19 protein-coding genes are annotated in these 18,514 nt (G+C 70.5%); 11 read left to right on the top strand and 8 right to left on the bottom strand.

Annotated elements, in window-relative coordinates; translation table 11 throughout:
• Positions 1-17: 17 nt before the first annotated feature.
• A complete protein-coding gene (nifL, locus tag SK095_RS09540; protein WP_320548708.1) occupies positions 18-1,577 on the bottom strand; it encodes a nitrogen fixation negative regulator NifL in 1,560 nt (519 codons plus the stop codon).
• 412 nt (positions 1,578-1,989) lie between these two features.
• Here nifL and rsxA point away from each other — a divergent pair, with 412 nt between their 5' ends.
• The 10 genes from rsxA (at position 1,990) to SK095_RS09490 (ending at position 9,013) form a co-directional block, all read left to right on the top strand.
• A complete protein-coding gene (gene rsxA / locus SK095_RS09535) occupies positions 1,990-2,562 on the top strand; it encodes an electron transport complex subunit RsxA (protein WP_136489274.1) in 573 nt (190 codons plus the stop codon).
• Between the two features lie 35 nt (positions 2,563-2,597).
• Complete coding sequence (locus tag SK095_RS09530; protein WP_320548707.1) at positions 2,598-3,122, top strand: RnfABCDGE type electron transport complex subunit B; 525 nt, start codon at positions 2,598-2,600, stop codon at positions 3,120-3,122.
• 20 nt (positions 3,123-3,142) lie between these two features.
• A complete protein-coding gene (gene rsxC, locus SK095_RS09525; protein WP_320548706.1) occupies positions 3,143-4,609 on the top strand; it encodes an electron transport complex subunit RsxC in 1,467 nt (488 codons plus the stop codon).
• Positions 4,606-5,697 (top strand): RnfABCDGE type electron transport complex subunit D, encoded by a 1,092-nt coding sequence (locus tag SK095_RS09520; protein ID WP_320548705.1) that lies wholly within the window; start codon positions 4,606-4,608, stop codon positions 5,695-5,697. The genes rsxC and SK095_RS09520 overlap by 4 nt, the downstream gene beginning before the upstream one ends.
• A gap of 2 nt (positions 5,698-5,699) precedes the next feature.
• Positions 5,700-6,377, top strand: a complete 678-nt coding sequence (rsxG, locus tag SK095_RS09515; RefSeq protein ID WP_320548704.1) for an electron transport complex subunit RsxG — start codon at positions 5,700-5,702, stop codon at positions 6,375-6,377.
• Entirely contained in the window at positions 6,374-7,087 is a 714-nt protein-coding gene (locus SK095_RS09510) for an electron transport complex subunit E (RefSeq protein WP_136489269.1), read from the top strand. The genes rsxG and SK095_RS09510 overlap by 4 nt, the downstream gene beginning before the upstream one ends.
• Positions 7,088-7,109: 22 nt before the next feature.
• On the top strand, positions 7,110-7,379 hold the full coding sequence (locus SK095_RS09505; RefSeq protein WP_320548703.1) for an RnfH family protein: 270 nt from the start codon (positions 7,110-7,112) through the stop codon (positions 7,377-7,379).
• 23 nt (positions 7,380-7,402) lie between these two features.
• Complete coding sequence (locus SK095_RS09500; RefSeq protein WP_320548702.1) at positions 7,403-8,122, top strand: dinitrogenase iron-molybdenum cofactor biosynthesis protein; 720 nt, start codon at positions 7,403-7,405, stop codon at positions 8,120-8,122.
• A 218-nt stretch (positions 8,123-8,340) separates the two neighbouring features.
• Positions 8,341-8,766, top strand: coding sequence for an MAPEG family protein (locus SK095_RS09495; protein WP_320548701.1), 426 nt, complete (start codon positions 8,341-8,343; stop codon positions 8,764-8,766).
• 13 nt (positions 8,767-8,779) lie between these two features.
• A complete protein-coding gene (locus SK095_RS09490) occupies positions 8,780-9,013 on the top strand; it encodes a hypothetical protein (protein WP_320548700.1) in 234 nt (77 codons plus the stop codon).
• A 26-nt stretch (positions 9,014-9,039) separates the two neighbouring features.
• On the opposite strand, the gene SK095_RS09485 is transcribed toward SK095_RS09490, so the two are convergent.
• From SK095_RS09485 to SK095_RS09460, 6 genes are all read right to left on the bottom strand, one after another.
• The gene (locus tag SK095_RS09485; RefSeq protein WP_320548699.1) at positions 9,040-10,497 is read right to left on the bottom strand and encodes a PLP-dependent aminotransferase family protein; all 1,458 of its coding nucleotides are present in this window, start codon (positions 10,495-10,497) and stop codon (positions 9,040-9,042) included.
• A 156-nt stretch (positions 10,498-10,653) separates the two neighbouring features.
• Entirely contained in the window at positions 10,654-11,052 is a 399-nt protein-coding gene (locus SK095_RS09480; protein WP_320548698.1) for a GNAT family N-acetyltransferase, read from the bottom strand.
• Between the two features lie 76 nt (positions 11,053-11,128).
• On the bottom strand, positions 11,129-11,914 hold the full coding sequence (locus tag SK095_RS09475) for a YhfC family glutamic-type intramembrane protease (protein WP_320548697.1): 786 nt from the start codon (positions 11,912-11,914) through the stop codon (positions 11,129-11,131).
• Positions 11,915-12,081: 167 nt separating this feature from the next.
• Positions 12,082-13,959 carry an MFS transporter gene (locus SK095_RS09470; protein ID WP_320548696.1) on the bottom strand — a complete coding sequence of 626 codons (1,878 nt, stop codon included), beginning with the start codon at positions 13,957-13,959 and terminating at the stop codon, positions 12,082-12,084.
• Positions 13,956-16,091, bottom strand: a complete 2,136-nt coding sequence (gene aas / locus SK095_RS09465; protein WP_320548695.1) for a bifunctional acyl-ACP--phospholipid O-acyltransferase/long-chain-fatty-acid--ACP ligase — start codon at positions 16,089-16,091, stop codon at positions 13,956-13,958. The genes SK095_RS09470 and aas overlap by 4 nt, the downstream gene beginning before the upstream one ends.
• Before the next feature lie 15 nt (positions 16,092-16,106).
• Complete coding sequence (locus SK095_RS09460; RefSeq protein WP_320548694.1) at positions 16,107-16,907, bottom strand: protein phosphatase 2C-like protein; 801 nt, start codon at positions 16,905-16,907, stop codon at positions 16,107-16,109.
• A gap of 122 nt (positions 16,908-17,029) precedes the next feature.
• Here SK095_RS09460 and SK095_RS09455 point away from each other — a divergent pair, with 122 nt between their 5' ends.
• Positions 17,030-17,767, top strand: coding sequence for a helix-turn-helix transcriptional regulator (locus SK095_RS09455; RefSeq protein WP_320548693.1), 738 nt, complete (start codon positions 17,030-17,032; stop codon positions 17,765-17,767).
• 176 nt (positions 17,768-17,943) lie between these two features.
• Here the strand turns inward: SK095_RS09455 and SK095_RS09450 are convergent, their stop codons facing one another.
• The gene (locus tag SK095_RS09450) at positions 17,944-18,510 is read right to left on the bottom strand and encodes a hypothetical protein (RefSeq protein WP_320548692.1); all 567 of its coding nucleotides are present in this window, start codon (positions 18,508-18,510) and stop codon (positions 17,944-17,946) included.
• Positions 18,511-18,514 lie beyond the last annotated feature (4 nt).

Raw genomic sequence — 18,514 nt, 5'->3', positions numbered from 1 at the left:
GCCTGCTCTCCTTGGATTCAACCGGCGGCGCTGAAGGGCAGTTCGACCACCACCCGGCAACCGTCGCGATAAGTGGTGTCGATGTGCACGGTGCCGGCGTGTTCGCTGACGATCTCCTGCACCATGGCCAAGCCCATGCCGTGGCCGGCGGCGTGCGGCGGCTTGGTGCTGAAGAACGGTTCGAACACCTTGAGCGCCAGCTCGGCGGGGATGCCCGGCCCGCTGTCGACGATCTCCAGGCGCACCACCTGCTGGTTCTCCACCCGGGTGCTGATGAACAGCTCGCGGCGGCTGACCTGGCTGTGGGCGACGGCCTCGATGGCGTTCATCACCAGCTGCTTGATCACGCTGCGCAGGCGGCTCTCGGCGCCCATCACCCAGGGCAGGCGCAGCGCCGGCTGCCAGTCGACGACGATGCCCTGGGCGAGCAGCTCGTCGGTGCACAGGCTGATCACCTCGCGGATCAGCTGGTTGACGTTGACCGGCATCTTGGCCTCGGCGCGGCGCACCGGCATGGCCCCGGACAGGCTGTCCAGCGCCTCCTGGCCGGCCATGCTGGCCTCGCGCATGGCACTGAGCACCGGGTCGTTGCCGGCCTGCTCGCCGAGGCGGCGCTCGAGCATGCGCAGCGCCGCGCTGATCAGGTTGACCGGGCCCTGCAGGCGGTGGATGGCGCCGCTGAAGGTCTCGCGCATGCCGTCGAGCAGCTCCTCCTCGGCCATCAGCGCCTTCAGCGCGTTGAGCCGCGAGTCCTGCTGCTTCTGGCGCAGCTCGGAGATGTCGTTGAGGGTCAGCAGCAGGTAGCGCTCGGCGCCGGGGGCGAAGAACACCTGGGCGCGCTCGTCCTCGACGTGGATGGCCATGCCGTGGCAGGACAGCCAGCGCGGCGCATGGCCGCCCAGGTCGAGGGGGATCTCCTTGCCGGAGAAGGCGCGGCCCTCGCCCTCCAGCGCCGCGAAGGGTACCGCGAGGTTCTCGCGCACCAGCGCCACCAGGCTGTCGCCGCTGCCGCCCTCGGTCAGCTCGCGGGCCAGGCGGGCGAAGCTGGGGTTGGACAGCACCACGCGGTTGTCGCGATCGAGCACCACCATGGCCGCTGGCGCCGCGCCGACCACCGCCTCGATCATCAGCCGCTGGTTGCTGACCCGCTGCTCCAGCTCGTGCAGGTCGCTGGTGTCGCGGTGCATGCCCAGGTAGTAGAGGGTCTCGCCGCGTTCGTCGAACACCGGCGCCACGGTCAGCTCGGCCAGGTACAGGCTGCCGTCCTTGCGCCGGTTGACCAGCACGCCGGACCACGGCTTCTTCTGCGCCAGACGGCTCCACAGCGCCTGGTAGACCAGCCGCGGGGTGGTGCCGTTGGACAGCATGGATTCGTTCTTGCCGATCACCTCCGCCAGCGCGTAGCCGGTGGTGGTGCTGAAGGCGCGGTTGGCATAGAGGATGTTGGCCTTGAGGTCGGTGATGGAGATGGCGATGGGGGCGTGCTCCGCCATCTGCCGGAATGCCTCGGGGAGCAGCTCGGCGCCGGCGGCTGGCGCCGGCACGTCGCTGCTGCGGGACGGTTTGCCCTGGGTCATGGGTTGAGCCTCATCAGTCCACGGGAGTGGCAGCGCCGCGCCGGTCGAGCGGGGCGCGGCGGACAAGGGGGTTTTGCAAAGGCCATGCCGCTGTCCGCACGGGCGCGGGAGTGGCGGAAGTGGCGGGGCAGAGCGGTTCGTCGCGCCGGCGACGGGCTTTTCTGTGGGAAAGCCCACGGATGGCGTCGCGATGGCGGCCGTTGTCTGTCGCAAAGCCGACAAGACCGGCGCCGGCGCCGCGGCGGCGGGCGGATCTGCGCGCGCTTCCCTTGATCTGGATCAGGTTTTCCGCGGCCTGCAGCGCCGCGCAGGGTGTCGCCCGAGCCATGGCACGCTTGCTGCAATTCCCCCCGGCAACGGGATGTGCCCGACAAGGGTGCAGCCCAGGGTTCAGCCGGGAGGGTGGGTCGCTATGGAATATGTGCTGTTTCTGATCGGCACCGTGCTGGTCAACAACGTGGTGCTGGCGCGTTTTCTCGGCCTGTGCCCGTTCATGGGGGTGTCCAGCAAGCTCGACCCGTCGATCGGCATGGGGGTGGCTACCACCCTGGTGATGACCCTCGGCGGCATCAGCAGCTGGCTGCTCGAGCACCACGTGCTGCAGCCGCTGGGCATCGGCTTCCTGCGCATCCTCGCCTACATCGTGGTGATCGCCGCCATGGTGCAGCTGATCGAGATGATCATCCGCAAGGTCAGCCCCTCGCTGTACCGCGCCCTCGGCATCTACCTGCCGCTGATCACCACCAACTGCGCGGTGCTCGGCGTGCCGCTGATCAGCGTGCGCGAGGGCCACAGCCTTGTGCAGGCCGGCCTGTTCGGCTTCGGCTCGGCGCTCGGCTTCACCCTGATCATGATCATCTTCGCCGGCCTGCGCGAGCGCCTGCAGCTCGCCAGCGTGCCGGCGGCGTTTTCCGGTCCGCCGATCGCCTTCGTCACCGCCGGCCTGCTGGCGCTGGCGTTCATGGGCTTCGGCGGGCTGATCTGAATGGCTGACCGGCAGGCGCCGGCGAGGAGAGCGAGATGCTGATGGCAACCCTGGCCCTGGCCACCATGGGTCTGATCCTGGGCGGCGGACTGGGCGTGGCGGCGCGCAGGTTCGCGGTCACCGACGAGAATCCGCTGATCAAGGAGATCGAGGCGCTGATGCCGGGCAGCCAGTGCGGCCAGTGCGGCTTCCCCGGCTGCGCCGGGGCGGCGGCGGCGCTGGTCGAGGGCCAGGCGGACGTGACCTGCTGCCCGCCCGGCGGGGTGGCGCTGGCCGAGAAGCTCGCCGCGCTGCTCGGCGTGACCCTCGACGCCGGCCAGATGAGCGCGCCGCAGCTGGCGACCATCGACGCCGCGCAGTGCACCGGCTGCACCCGTTGCTACCGCGCCTGTCCGACCGACGCCATCGTCGGCGCCAGCGGGCAGATCCACGTGGTGCTGCAGGGCGCCTGCACCGGCTGCGCCAGGTGCCAGGACGCCTGCCCGGAAGACTGCGTCGCCCTCGTCACGCAGGAGCCGACCCTGGACACCTGGCGCTGGACCAAGCCCCAGGCCGCCTGAATCACCCACGGAGTCCCAGCATGTTCAATCCCGCCCGCATCCGCGGCGGCGTCCACCCGGCCGCCCACAAGGACCGCTCCTCGGCGCTGACCATCGGCAGCCTGCCGCTGCCGCCGCGCCTCTACCTGCCGCTGCGCCAGCACGCCGGCGCCGAGGCCCTGCCGCTGGTCAGGGTCGGCGAGCGGGTGCTCAAGGGCCAACTGATCGCCAGCTCGCCCTCGGAGCTGTCGGCGCCGATCCATGCGCCGAGCTCGGGGACCGTGGTCGAGATCGGCCCGATCCTCGCCCCGCATCCGTCCGGGCTGACGGTCAACGGCATCGTCCTCGACACCGACGGCGAGGATCGCTGGATCGAGCTGGAGGTGCCGGCCAACCCGTTCGAGGAGAGCCCGCTGCTGCTCGCCGAGCGGGTGGCGCAGGCCGGCATCGTCGGCATGGGCGGGGCGATTTTCCCGGCGGCGGTCAAGCTCAAGCAGGGCACCCGTCACGAGATCAAGACCGTGCTGGTCAACGGCAGCGAGTGCGAGCCCTACCTGACCTGCGACGACCGCATCATGCGCGAGCGCGCCGAGGCCATCGTCGACGGCGCGCGGCTGATCCAGCACATCCTGCGCGCCTACCGGGTGGTGATCGGCATCGAGGACAACAAGCCCGAGGCGCTGGCGGCCATGCGTGCGGCCAGCGAGCCCTACGGCGCCATCGAGGTGGAGGCGGTGCCGGCGCTCTATCCGATGGGCTCGGCCAAGCAGCTGATCCAGGCGGTCACCGGCCGCGAGGTGCCGGCCGACGCGCGCAGCACCTCGGTGGGCGCGCTGGTGCACAACGTCGGCACCGTGTACGCCATCCAGCAGGCGCTGCGCCACGGCCGGCCGCTGATCTCGCGGGTGGTCACCGTGGCCGGCAGCTGCGTGGGCAACCCGCGCAACCTGGAGACCCTGATCGGCACCCCGGCGCAGGCGCTGATCGACGCCTGCGGTGGCCTGGTCCGCGAGCCGGCGCGCCTGCTGCTCGGCGGGCCGATGATGGGGGTGACCCTGCCGTCGCTGCAGGCGCCGGTGATCAAGGGCGCCACCGGTCTGCTGGCGCTGGCGCCGCACGAGCTGCGCAACGACGAGGCGTCGCCGTGCATCCGCTGCGCCAGCTGCGTGGACGCCTGCCCGATGGGCCTGCTGCCGGTGGAGATGGCCGCCCGCGCGCGGGTCGACGACCTCGACGGCGCCAACGACTACGGCCTGCGCGACTGCATCCTGTGCGGCTGCTGCTCCTACGTGTGCCCCTCGCACATCCCGCTGGTGCAGTACTTCCAGTACGCCATGGGCCGCCAGGACGAGCGCCGCCAGGGCGCGCGCAAGACCGACTACATCAGGCAGCTGACCGAGGCGCGCGCCGCGCGCCTGGCCGAGGAGGAGGCCGCCAAGGCCGCGGCCAAGGCGGCCAAGGCAGCCGCCAAAACCAAACCGGGCAAGACCAGCGAGGTGGAGTCATGAGCACCCCGAGCGCCATATCCGGGCCCTTCGCCCACGACCGCTCGTCGGTCAACCGCATCATGCTGCAGGTGTGCCTAGCGCTGCTGCCGGCCACCCTGTTCGGCCTGTACCTGTTCGGCTGGCCGGCGATCAACCTGTGGCTGCTGACCTGCGTCAGCGCGCTGGCCACCGAGGCGCTGTGCCTGCACTGGCTCGGCCAGCCGCTCAGGCGCCTGCTGGACGGCTCGGCGCTGCTCACCGGCTGGCTGCTGGCGCTGTCGCTGCCGCCGTGGGCGCCCTGGTGGATCGGCGTCGGCGGCGCCGCCTTCGCCATCGGCATCGGCAAGCAGCTGTACGGCGGCATCGGCCAGAACATCTTCAACCCGGCGATGCTCGCCCGCGTCGCCCTGCTGATCGCCTTCCCGCTGCAGATGACCAGCTGGGCGCTGCCGGCGCCGCTGGGCTCGACGGCAGCGCCGGGCTTCGTCGAGGGGCTGGCGATCACCTTCGGCGGCGCCCTGCCCGACGGCATGAGCGGCGCCACCGCCCTCGGCAACCTGAAGACCGAGCTGACCCTCGGACGCAGCGCCGAGGCGATCCTCGCCGGCGACTTCGCGCTGGTCCCGGCGCTGCTCGGCAGCAGCGCCGGCAGCCTGGGCGAGACCTCCGAGCTGCTCCTGCTGCTCGGCGGCCTGTGGCTGCTCTTCCGCCGCGTCATCCACTGGGAGATCCCCCTGAGCATGCTGCTCGGCGTGCTGGTCCTCGCCGCCATCGCCCACCAGATCGACCCCGCGCGCTATCCCGGCGGCCTCTACCACCTGGCCAGCGGCGGGCTGCTGCTCGGCGCGCTGTTCATCGCCACCGACCCGGTGACCTCGCCGGTCAGCCGCAAGGGCCGGCTGATCTTCGGCGCCGGCTGCGGGGTGCTGGTCTACGTGATCCGCACCTGGGGCAGCTTCCCCGAGGCGGTGGCCTTCGCCGTGCTGTTCATGAACGCACTCAGCCCGCTGATCGACCGCTACTGGCGCCCGCGCGCCTACGGCCGCACGGCGGGCGGCAAGCCGCTGGCCATCGGCCGGCAAACCAGCCAGGTCAAGCAGGAGGGCTAGGCATGAGCGAGACCATTCCGATTCCGGCGGAGCCGGCAGCCACCCCGCCGTCGCTGCTCGCGCGCTGGCGCGGGCGCATCGAGTACCAAGGCCTGTCGCTGGCCGCGGTGTGCGCGCTGGTCGCCGTGCTGCTGCTGGTCGGCGACCGCCTGACCCACGGGCAGATCGCCGCCCAGCAGCTCGAGGACCGCCTGGCCGTGCTGCGCCAGGTGCTGCCGGCCGCGCTGTACGACAACAACCCCCTGCAGGACGCCTTCACCGTGCAGGACGCCGAGCTGGGGGCGGTCGAGGTCTACCCGGCGCGCCAGGACGGCCGGCTGACGGCGGTGGCCTTCCAGGTCAGCAACATCGGCTACGGCGGGCCGATCCTGCAGCTGATCGCCCTGGATGCCGAGGGCCGCATCCTCGGCGTGCGCGTGCTGAGCCACAAGGAGACCCCGGGCCTGGCCGACAGGATCGAGGCCTCGCGCAGCGACTGGATCAGGGCCTTCGACGGCCTGTCGCTGGCCAGCACGCCGCTGGAGCAGTGGAAGGTGAAGAAGGACGGCGGCCGCTTCGACCAGTTCGCCGGCGCCACCATCACCCCGCGCGCGGTGGTCAGGAGCGTGCTGCAGGCCCTGCAGTTCCAGGTCCGCCAGGCCGAACGCCTGAGCGCCCGCCAACAGGAGAAGCAACCATGAGCAGCAGTTGCACAGCCGCCAGCGCGCCGGCCTCGGCCAGTCCCTGGAAGTACTTCACCAGCGCCCTGTGGGACTACAACGTCGCCCTGGTGCAGATGCTTGCCCTCTGCCCGGCGCTGGCGGTGACCACCACCGCCACCAACGGCCTGGGCATGGGCCTGGCCACCACCCTGGTGCTGATCTGCACCAACGCGATCATCTCGGCGCTGCGCCACACCATCGCCCCCGAGGTCCGCAACCCGGTGATGATCGCCATCATCGCCGGCGTGGTGACCCTGATCGACATGGCGATGAACGCCTGGATGCACGAGCTGTACAAGGTGCTCGGCCTGTTCATCGCCCTGATCGTCACCAACTGCGCGGTGCTCGGCCGCGCCGAGTCGTTCAGCCTCAAGCACCCGGTGATTCCCGCGATGCTCGACGGCGCCGGCATGGGCATCGGCTTCACCTGGGTGCTGGTGCTGATCGGCGGCATCCGCGAGATCCTCGGCAGCGGCACCCTGTTTTCCCAGGCTTCGTCGCTGCTGGGGCCGCACTTCCAGTGGCTGGAGATCACCGTGCTGCCCGGCTTCCAGGGCATCCTGCTGGCCATCCTGCCGCCCGGCGCCTTCATCGTCCTCGGCTTCCTGCTGGCCGCCAAGCGCGTGCTCGACCGCAGGCGCGCCGAGCGGCGCATCCGATCCCACGGCGAGCTGATCGTCCTGCAATGAGCCCGGTACAGGAGTGAATGCCATGAAAGTCGCTGTGGTGTACGCCGCCCCCCGACCGCTGCTGCTGAGCTGCCAGGTCGCCGAGGGCAGCAGCGTGGCGCAGGCCATCGAGCAGTCCGGCCTGCTGCGCTACTGCCCGGAGATCGACCTGAACAAGCACAAGGTCGGCGTGTTCGGCAAGTTCGTTAAGCTGGACAGCCCGCTGAAGGAGGGCGACCGCGTGGAGGTCTACCAGCGCATCACGCGGGTGCTCGACGAAGACGATGACGACGATGACGACGATGACGATTGATTGACCCGCCGAGGAAGCCGCCGATGGATACCCAACCGAACATGAGTCGCGACACCGCACTGCGCATCGCCCTGGCCGCCCGGGCCTTGCCCGGCGTGGCGGTCGGCCAGTTGCTGGAGATCCTCCACCAGCACATCAACGGCCCGCTGACCGAGCAGAGCCTGCAGGGGGTCACAGTCACCGACCTCAAGGTCGGCTTGGCCGGCTCCGAGGAGGACGTCGACCTGCTCGATACGCCGATGAGCGCGCTCAAGGAGGCCGTGCGCATCCTCTGGGGCGAGACCGTGGCCGACGACCTGCCCAGGCCGGTGGCGCTCGCCGAACTGCCGCCCGGCTCGATCCGCGTGGCCGTCGCCTCCAACAACGGCGAGCAGCTCGACGGCCACTTCGGCTCCTGCCTGCGCTTCCTGGTCTACCAGCTCGGCGCCGGCGGCAGGACGCTGGTCGACATCCGCTCGACCCTGGACGGCGACCTCGCCGAGGACAAGAACGCCTGGCGCGTCGAACAGATCGCCGACTGCCAGGTGCTCTGCGTGGTCTCCATCGGCGGCCCGGCGGCGGCCAAGGTGGTCAAGGCCGGCATCCACCCGCTCAAGCAGCCCAAGGGCGGCCCCGCCGCGCAGGTGCTCGACGAACTGCAGCGGGTGATGGCCGACGCGCCGCCGCCGTGGCTGGCCAAGCTGCTCGGCAAGAGCGCGGAGGAGCGGGTGCGGTTCGAGCTGAGCGAGGATGAGGTGGCCTGATAGGCTCTTGTAGGTAGCACAGGTGGAGACTGGGCCGGGGCGGAGGGATCCGCTTCGGCCGTTTTGCTCTTACGGGGTGGCTTCGCAGCCCGGCGCGGTTCCGATGGACAAGGCTCGCGCGGCGGCGTTAACGTCCGACCGGCGGAATGCAGGCATTCGCACCGGGATTGCCCGGCCAGTCCGCATGCGGATGACCGGGCACATGGAGGGGCCTGCTGTTGTATCAGACGACGATCTTCTGGCCGGTCGCGGCCCTGATGGGCTGGACCCTGCTGGTCCTCCTGCTGATTCCCTGGCGCCGCCTGCGCGCCGCCTTCGCCGGGCAGCTCACCGCCGAGGACTTCCGCTGCGGCGAGTCGGAGCGGGTGCCGGCGCAGGTGCGGCTGCCGAACCGCGTGTTCATGAACCTGCTGGAAGTGCCGCTGCTGTTCTATGTGCTGGCGCTGATGCTGTTCGTCACCCATGCGGTCGATGGGCCGTTCCTCGGCCTGGCCTGGGCCTACGTGGCCCTGCGCGTTCTGCATAGCCTGATCTACCTGACCTACAACCACGTGATGCACCGCCTGCTGGCCTTCGCCGCCAGCAACCTGCTGGTGGCGGGGATCTGGCTGCGCTTCGTGATCGTCGTCCTGGGCGGACACTGAGCGAGGTTTGCCCATGGACCAGCTGCTGTCTCTCGTCGTCCGCCTGCTAGCCGACATCGTCGGCGATTTCCTGCTCGGCACCCTGTGCTACTGGCTCGGCTGGCCGTGGGTAAAGCTGCTCACCCTAGGCCGCTATCCGCGCCATGGCTGGCGCAGTGGTCACCGCGAGGAGATCTGGGTGCAGTGCGTCGGCCTCCTCGTGGCGGTGCTGGGCATGATGGCGGTCTTTGGCCAGTTCGACGTCTGAGGCTGCGCCAGGCAACTCGCGAGCACCTAGAACTGCGTCTTCAGCAGGTCGGCGAGCCTGCTGGCCTGCGGGCCGATCGAGCCGGCGTCCACCAGGCCGATGCCGAGCACCAGGCCATGGCGCCGCTCGACATGGCAGAGCCGGGACAGGGGCAGGGCGCAGAGCCCCTGCGCCTCGAGCAGGGCGACCAGCCGGGTGTCGTCCGGTCCCTGCTGCCAGCTGATGGTCAGCTGCAGCCCGCCGCCCTGCTCGGGAATCTTCACGCCCGGCGGAGCGCCGGCCTTCAGCGTGTCGATCAGCGTGCGCATGCGAGCTGCATAGAGCGCATTCATCCTGCGGACATGCCGGCGCAGGAAGCCGTGGCGCATGAAATCCGCCAGCGCCAGCTGCAGGTGCACGGGCACCGCCATGCCCGCCAGGCTGGCGACGGCGTGGGCCAGTCTGGCGAAGCGTGGCGGGACGATCAGGTAGGCGACGTGCATGCCCGGGGCCAGGGTCTTGGAGAAGGTGCCCACGTACATCACCCGCTGCGCGCGATCCAGGCCCTGCAGGCTGGCAATCGGCAAGCCCGCATACTGGAACTCGCTGTCGTAGTCGTCCTCGAGAATGACGGCGTCGACCTGCCTGGCGCGTTCGAGCAGGGCGAAGCGCCGCGGCAGGGAGAGGGGCGCGCCGCTCGGGTATTGGTGCGACGGGGTGACGTGGATCAGCCGGGGCCTGCTGCGCTCGTGCTCGAAATTCATGCCCTGGGCGTCGACGGGGACATCCACGATCCGCGCGCCATGGCCCCGCCAGAGGCCACGCACGCCCGGGTAGCCCGGGTCCTCCAGCCATACGCAGTCGCCCGCCCGCAGGCAGCAGCGCGCCGCGACGTCGAAGGCCGCCTGGGCGGAGGGCAGGACGACGACCTGGGCGGGATCGGCATTCACGTGTCGCGCCTGGGCGACGTGGCGGACGATTTCCGCCTGCAGCGCGGGCACCCCGGTGTAGCCCTCGTAGCTGAGGTCATGGGCGAGCGGGCGGCGGGCCCGAGAGGCCAGGCAGGCGGCCCAGTCCGCGGCGGGGAAGGCGCCGAGGTCGGGCAGCCCCGGACGAAAGGCCCGGCGGGTCACCGCGCTGGGCGGGTCGTCGTTGACCCACAGGGCCGATGCCACGTCCGCCATCGCGCCGGCAGCCGGTTCGCCGGGCATGCCAGTGGCGCCGGCGGGAGGCGCGCGAAACTCGGCGACGCGCGTCGCGGCGCCCTGGCGAGTCTCGAGGTAGCCCTCGAACTTGAGCTGGTCGAGGGCCTCGACCACGGTGCTGCGCGCGATGCCCAGCGCGGCAGCCAGTTGCCGGGTCGAGGGCAGCGCATGGCCGGGGCGTAATCTGCCGGTCACGATCGCCTCGCGCAGTTGCCGGTAGAGTTGCTGGCGCAGCGAATCGCCCGCCTTGTCACGGTCGAGTTGCAGCAGGGAGGCGAGAGCCGTCGACTGGTTTGTCATTTTCTTCAGAACTGGTGCTTATCCGGGCGCCGCGGCCGTCACCCTGGAAACCGCCGAGACCAACGTCGGGGCTCAGCGGCTCTACGAGTCGCTCGGCTACACGCGGGTGACCGGATTCGTCGGCTATAGCCGAGCAGTCCAGCTTCGGCCTGCTCATCAGTGATCGGGGGCGAGAGTCATGCGCACTACAGGAAATGGCTCCCCATCGCCATCCCTGGCTAGAGTGTGAGTCGGTACAAAGCCGATGGCCTCATAGAAGCGGTGTGCCGCCAGGTTGTCTTGGTAGACGCTGACGTGCAGTCGCTGCTCCGGCGCACGGAGTCTTTGTACCAGCGCCCTGCCGATACCTCGCCCCTGCCAGGCCGGGGATACGAACAGGCCGGCCAGTTCGTCACCGCAAAGACACGCGAAGCCGATCACTGCGTCGGATGCCACGCAAACCCATGTTTCGGCGGCCGCGATCCAGGTCGAGCGCAGGCTGGCGGCCTGCCGGGTCAGTACGGCTTCGGGAAGGAAGGGGTGTCCCTTGCGGCTGGCGTCCTGCCAGACGGTCATGCAGTCCTCCAGGTCATGGGGCAGGTAAGGGCGAATCGTCCACGAGTTCATGCTCAGGTGATGCTCCAGGTGAGTGTCAGTACTTCGCGAGGGCTGCGGCGCTATGCCGCCACACCGGCACGACCACCAGCAGGGCGAGTGACAGGTAGAAGATTTCGATTGCCCACAACGGCAGCGTCCCAGTGTGGAACAGGGCGGCCGGCACGTCGATCAGGGCATGGGCCAGCACGGCAGCGGCGAGCCAGGCCGCTCGCCGCCGCTCGATGGCGTTCCAGACCATCCACACCAGGCCGATCTGCAGCACGACCGCGGCGGCGCGCTCGGTCAGCAACCAGATCGCCGTTGCTGCGTCGAGAGCCGCGATCCGCTGCTGCAGGGCGGCGACGGCCGCGGCCGGCATACCGTCCTGCAGGCGTGCCAGCAGCTCGCCGTCGCTGGCGAGCAGCAGCAGTTGGACGTGGCCGCTGCCCACCACCCAGGTTTCGCAGATGGCGTAGCCCGCGGCGAAGCTGAGCACCCAGGGCTTGGCGAGCGTCCGTCGGCGGTGCCCCGCACGCAGGGCGATCCACTTGCCGGTTTCCTCGAACAGGCCCGCGATGCCGGCGCTGCCCAGGACGAACGCGAGCAAGGCCGCAGCGTCCGCCGGGCCGGGGATGGGCAGCGGACCTGTGGCCGCCTGCCCGAGGGGCTTGAGCACGAGGGCGAAGGCCACGAAGGTCAGCGCGCCCCACAGGGCCGGCCGCAGCCCCTGGCGGCAGGCGCGGACGACGGCCACGACGAAGGTCGCGCTGACCAGCGCGAGTGCGGTCAGCGTCAGGCTGTTGAGCAGTATCGGATCGGTCAGCGCGACGCTGGATGACATGCACAGGGCTCCCCGTTGAACGATGCGGCCGCCGCCCCGGCGTTCGGGCCCGCCGAGGCGGCCGGTGCGCGGCGGTCAATCCTGCCCGCTCGATGCGCGGGGGGGGAAGGATCAGTTCGCCCAGCCCGGGCATACCAGTTGCCAGCGCCAGGCAGGGGCAGTCACGGCTAAGCAACCTCGCCGCGCAGCTCGATCACCTTCTGCCGCAACACCTCCGGCTCGGCTGCCTGCGCCGCCACCGGCTCGCCCACCTTGAGGGTGACGCGGCGCAGCGGATGCAGCTGGCCGAGGCGCCGCAGCAGTGAAGTGGCCCGGCGCGAGAACGGGCTGGCCCACAGCCCGGACAGCGCCATGGGCAGCACCGCCACCGGGTGGCGCCTGAGGATGCGCTGGATGCCGGGGCGGAACGGGCCGACTTCGCCGTCCGGAGTCAGGCGGCCTTCGGGGAAGATCGCCACCAGCTCACCAGCGGCCAGCGCCGCGGCCACCTCGGCATAGGCCTTCTCCAGCAGCGCGGCATCCTCCTTGGCCGGGGCGATGGGGATGGCGCGGGCGTGGCGGAACACGAACGACAGCAGCGGCCAGCGGAAGATGCGGTGGTCCATCACGAAGCGGATCGGCCGGCGGCAGGCGGCGGCGATCACCAGGGCGTCGACGTAGCTGACGTGGTTGCACACCAAGAGCGCCGGGCCGCTCTGCGGGATGTGCTCGACGCCCTGCTTGTCCAGGCGGTAGACCGAGTGCACCAGCAGCCAGTCGAGGAAGCGCAGCAGGAACTCCGGCACCAGCCGGTAGATGTACACGGCGACCAGCGCGTTGATCAGCGCGGCGGCAGCGAACAGCTCGGGAATCGACAGCCCGGCGGCGAGCATCCCGGCCGCGGCGCCGGCGCCGACCACCATGAACAGCGCATTGAGGATGTTGTTGGCGGCGACGATCCGCGCGCGGTGCGCCGCGGCCGAGCGCAGCTGCATCAGCGCGTACAGCGGCACGATGAAGAAGCCGCCGAACAGGCCCAAGGCGAACAGGTCGAACAGCACGCGCAGGGTACCCGGCGCCTGCAGCAGCTCGGCCAGCGCCAGCGGCGCCGGCGGCGGCACGGCCGGCGAGGCGAAGGCCAGATCGAGACCGAAGACGGTCAGGCCGATCGAGCCGAGTGGCACCAGGCCGATCTCCACCAGCTTGCCGGACAGCCGCTCGCAGAGCATGGAGCCGGCGCCTATCCCTAAGGTGAAGATGCCGAGCAAGAGGGTCACGCCGCTCTCGCTGCCGCCCAGCACGTCCTTGGCGTAGGCCGGGAACTGGGCGAGCAGCAGTGCGCCGTACAGCCAGAACCAGGAGATGCCGAGGATCGACAGGAACACCGTGCGGTTCTCGCGGGCGAAGCCGATGTTGCGCCAGGTCTCGCTCAGCGGGTTGGGGTTGACCTTCAGTTGCGGTTCGGGGGCCGGCGCGGCGGGGATGGCCAGGCTGCTCCAGTAGCCGACCACGGCGACCGCCAGGCAGGCGGCGGTGATCCACAGGCTGCCGCCCTCGACGGCGGCGAGCAGACCGCCGGCCAGGGTGCCGATCAGGATGGCGACGAAGGTGCCGGCCTCGATCAGCGCGTTGCCGCCGACCAGCTCGTCCTCGTGCAGGTGCTGGGGGAGGATGGCGTACTTCACCGGGCCGAACAGGGTCGACTGCAGGCCGAGCAGGAACAGCGCGGCGAGCAGCAGCTCCAGGCTGTGCGCCCAGAAGCCGGCGCCGGCGAGCAGGACGATGACGATCTCCAGCAGCTTGGTCCAGCGCGCCAGGGTGGCCTTGTCGTACTTGTCGGCGAGCTGGCCGGCGGTGGCGGAGAACAGGAAGAACGGCAGGATGAACAGGCCGGCCGCCAGGTTGGCCAGCAGGCCGATGGACAGGCTGGTCCACTGCGCGGCCTGGAAGGTCAGCAACACCACCAGGGCGTTCTTGTACAGGTTGTCGTTGAACGCGCCGAGGAACTGGGTGACGAACAGCGGGGCGAAGCGGCGTGCCCTGAGCAGGTCGAGCGGCGAACTCATGACGGCTGCTCCGTGGCGGCGAGGCGCTTGAGGGCGACGTGGTCGGTCTTGCCGGTGCCGAGCAGCGGCAGGGCGTCGAGGCGGCGGATGTCGCGCGGCACCGCCAGCTCGCTGGCGCCCAGGCGTCGCGCGGCGGCCAGCAGCTGCTCGCGGGCCAGCTCGGGGGCGGTGGTGAACAGCACCAGTGCCTCGCCCTTGGCGGCGTCGCCTCGGGTCGCCGCGGCGTGGGCGAAGCCGGGCGCGGCCTCGCCGGCGATCTGCTCGACCACCTCCAGCGAGACCATCTCGCCGGCCAGCTTGGCGAAGCGCTTGAGGCGGCCGCGGATGTGCAGGAAGCCGTCGGCGTCGAGCTCGACGATGTCGCCGGTGGCGTACCAGCCGGGGCGGATCGCCGGCGGGGCCTGGATCACCCCGGGCTGGTCGAACAGCAGGTAGCCCTTGAGCAGGTTCGGGCCGTGCAGGTGCAGGGCGCCGCCATGGTCGATGCCCGGTACCGGTTCCAGCTCATGCTCGATGCCCGGCAGCAGCTGGCCGACGCTGCCGCGCCGGCAGGCCATCGGCACGTTGACCGCCACCACCGGCGCGCACTCGGTGATGCCGTAGCCTTCGAGGATGCGGATGCCGAACCTGTCGATCCAGGTCTGGCGCACCTCTTCGTTGAGGCGCTCGGCGCCGGCCACCACGTAGCGCAGGCGGCCGAAGTCGTAGGGGTGGGCGTACTTGGCGTAGTTGCCGAGGAAGGTCGAGGTGCCGAACAGCACGCTGCAGTCGCGGTCGTAGACCAGCTCGGGGACGATGCGGTAGTGCAGCGGGCTGGGATAGAGGAACACCTTGCAGCCGGACACCAGCGGCAGCAGCACGCCGCAGGTCAGGCCGAAGGAGTGGAACAGCGGCAGCGCCATCATGAACTTGTCGAGCGGGGTGAAGTCGGCCACCGCGCGCACCTGGGCGACGTTGGCCAGCAGCGAGTCGTGCGAGTGCACCACGCCCTTGGGCTTGCCCTCCGAGCCGGAGGTGAACAGCACCAGCGCCGGATCGTCGGGGCTCTGCGCCGCGGCCGCGCGCTGGGGCATCAGCAGGTGGGCGAGCAGCCACAGGCGGTCGGTGAGCGTCAGCTCGGCCTTGAGGTCCTCCAGGTAGAGCACGCGGACGCCCTCGAGCCCGTCGAGCAGGCCGCCGAGGCGTGCCTTGTCGACGAAGGTGCGCGAGGCGACCACGGTGCGGATGGCGGCGGCGGTGCAGGCCGCCTGCAGGCCGTCTTTGCCTGCGGTGTAGTTGAGCATCGCCGGGATGCGCGTATTCAGCGACAGGCCGAGCACCAGGCCGAGGGTCGGCGCGGCGTTGGGGGTGAGCACGCCGACGATCTCGCCGGGCGCGGTGTGGCGGCTGAGCAGGCGACCGAGGCCGAGGGCCATCTTCAGCAGCGAGCCGTAGGACTCCTCGACCATGCGCACGTCCTCGACCAGCTGGTAGTCGCTGCCGAACACTGCCTTGGCGTCGAGGAAGGCTTCGAACAGGGTGCGCCGCGGCCGGCTGGCCACCAGCATGTCGAGCAGGATGTGGCGCATCAGCTCGCCGGCGCGGCGGCGGCGCTGCTTGGCCGAGGGCAGCGCCGGCATGGCGATCTGCCGCGGCGGCTGCACGTACAGGTCGACCTGCGGCAGCAGGCGGCGCGGATAGACCCCGGCCAGGCGGCCGAAGTAGCTGCGCGCGGCGCCGTCGATGCGCACCGGCACCACGGTGGCGCCGGTCTTGGCGGCGACGAAGCCGGCGCCGTCGTAGACCTTCATCAGCGAGCCGGTGCGGGTGATGCGCCCCTCGGGGAAGATCACCACCGGCCGGCCGCTCTCCACCAGGCGGACGATCTGCTTCATCGTCAGCGGGCTGGTCGAGTCGACCGCCAGGTGCGGCACGAAGCGCAGCAGGAAACCCAGCAGCGGCCGGCTGGCGATCTGCGAGTGCACCACGAAGGTGGCGTCCACCGGCAGGAACAGGCCGAGCAGCAGGCCGTCGAGGAAGGATTCGTGGTTGGCGACGATCAGCGTGCGCGGGTTGGCGAACACGTCCGTTTCGCCGTGCACGCGCACGCGCAGCAGGCGCTGCAGCAGGTTGCGCAGGAGGAGCTTGAGCATGATCGGTCCCTGAGCTCAGGAGTGGTGGAGGGAATGGCGCGATGGTGCCACCGCGTCCGTGTCGCTGGCCAGCGGCGCGCGGCGCGCCAGCTGGGCGACCACCACCGCGGTAGCGGCGGCGGACAGCAGGTGCTTGAGGGTATGGCCGGTGAGCGGAGCGAGCAGGGCGGCCAGCTGGTGGTCGAGCAGCTCGGCGAGCTTGGCCAGCAGGTACAGGCCCATGGCACCGGCGAAGGCCAGGCGCTCGCCGCGCGGGCGGCCATGCAGCCACTGCCACAGCGGGATCAGCAGGATGGTCAGCAGCTGCAGCAGCAGGTAGGGGCGCAGGTCGCCGACGCCGGTCAGCTCGGTGACGTACCACCACAGCACGCCGGCCAGCGCGAAGGCTCCGAGCAGGGCGGCGAAGGCGCGGCCATCGCGTTGCCGACAATCGGCCCACACCCCGGCGAGCAGCCCGGCGCTGGCCAGGGCGATCGGCAGGCGGTCCCACAGCAGGCGGTGGTCGTCGGGTGCCAGGTGGTACCAGCTCGAACCCGCGGCGGTGAGCAGCAGGCCGGCGAGGAACAGCGCGTAGCCCGGCCAGCTGTGCGCGAAGTGGCTGCGGCGGCGCGGCGCCAGGCGCCACAGCCCCCACAGGGCGACCACGGCGAAGCCGAGGTTGGACAGCACGTCGCAGAAGTGGGGGATGCCGAACAGGGTCAGCCGGTCGGCGAAGGCGTGGTAGTCCTCGAACTGGGCGATGGGCCCGTGCAGCAGGGCGGCGGCCGACAGCAGCAGGGTGAGCAGCAGCGGCAGGTGGCGGGAGCAGCGATCCATGGCGGTCTCCAGGGGATAGGTGAGCCGAGCATGGCCTCGGGAAGCGTGATGCGAAACTCCGGCGGAAAAGGTCGCGTCGCGTACACTACAAGGTATCGAAAAACGCTACTTTCCCGTGTCCCATGAGTGAACTCGACCAGCTGCTGTCCACCCTCAAGCGCCAGCTCAAGGCGCGCGGCATGACCTACCGCGACCTCGCCGGCCAGCTCGACCTCTCCGAGGCCAGCGTCAAGCGCCTGTTCGCCAGCGGCAGCTTCACCCTGGAACGCCTGCTGCAGATCGCCAATCTGCTCGGCTTCACCCTCGCCGAGCTGAGCCAGGAGGCGGCCGCCAGCGGCCAGCGCCTGCACACCCTGAGCGAGGCCCAGGAGCGCGAGCTGGTCTCCGACGACCAGCTGCTGCTGGTGGCGGTGTGCGTGCTCAACCAGTGGAGCCTGGCCGACATCCTCAGCGTATACCGCCTCAGCGAGGCCGAGGCGATCCGCTGCCTGGCGCGCCTCGACCGCCTGCGCCTGATCGAGCTGCTGCCCGGCAACCGCGTGCGCCTCAACGTGGCGCGCGACTTCGACTGGCGGCCGGACGGGCCGATCCAGCGCTTCTTCCTGCGCCAGGGTCTCGGCGAGTTCCTCGCCAGCGATTTCGCTGGCGCCGACCAGGCCCTCGGCTTCGCCCACGGCATGCTCACCGAGGCGGCGCTGGCCCAGCTGCAGGCCGAGGTGCGCCGCCTGCGCCAGCGCTTCGCCGAGCTGCACGAGGAGAGCCTGGCCGCGCCCCTGGCCAGGCGCCGCGGCTGCGGCCTGCTGCTGGCGCTGCGCGAGTGGGAGCTGGGCGCGTTCACTGCGCTGCGCCGCGAGCCCTGAAAAGAAAACTCCCCCAGGAGCGGGGGAGTGGCTCAGGAGCCAGGCAGGCTCACGACAAGGTCGGTAGGAGCGAATTCATTCGCGACTTCGCGGCAAGGTCGCGAATGAATTCGCTCCTACCCTGCACAGTGCGTGCGTCCTGACCCGGCTTGGCAGCCGAAAGGGACTGCGGAGAGTCAGACCGGACCGCGGTGCTCGCGCTTGACGGTGCTGACGAAGGCCAGGCACTGCTCGAAGCTCAGGCTGTCGAGCTTCGGCTTGTAGTCGGCCAGGCCCTCGGCCATGGTGATCACCTTGTCCTCGGCGCTCTGGCCCTTGAAGTCGTCCTTGTCCAGGCGCAGGTCGTCCATCAGGGTCTGCCAGGCCGCGCCGCCGTCCGGGTGCGGCAGCAGGATGATGCCGACGCCGTCGAGGTCGGTGGCCAGCGCCTTGGTCAGGTCCTCGACGTAGAACAGCACGTGGATGTCCGGCGCCAGGTCGTGGCGGTAGCGCTCGACGAACAGCGGCACCTCGGCCAGGTGGACGACGATGCCGCTGACCATGGCCAGCTTGTCGCCCTTGACCAGCACGGTAGCCTGCTTGACCACCGCGGTCGGCGGCAGGCGGCGGCCGGCGTCGTCGGCGATCTCGCCCTCGGCCAGCACCAGGTCGCCGCGGTAGGCGTAGGTGTCGGCCTGGCTGGTGGCGCCGTTGACGCTCAGGTTGCAGAGGAGGTTCTTCTCTTCGTAGGTTTTCAGCAGCATGGTG

The sequence above is a fragment of the Pseudomonas sp. AN-1 genome (genome assembly GCF_034057115.1).
Lineage (GTDB): Bacteria > Pseudomonadota > Gammaproteobacteria > Pseudomonadales > Pseudomonadaceae > Geopseudomonas.
Note: the sequence above shows the minus strand (reverse complement) of the source record. Positions and strands in the feature narration are given on the sequence as shown.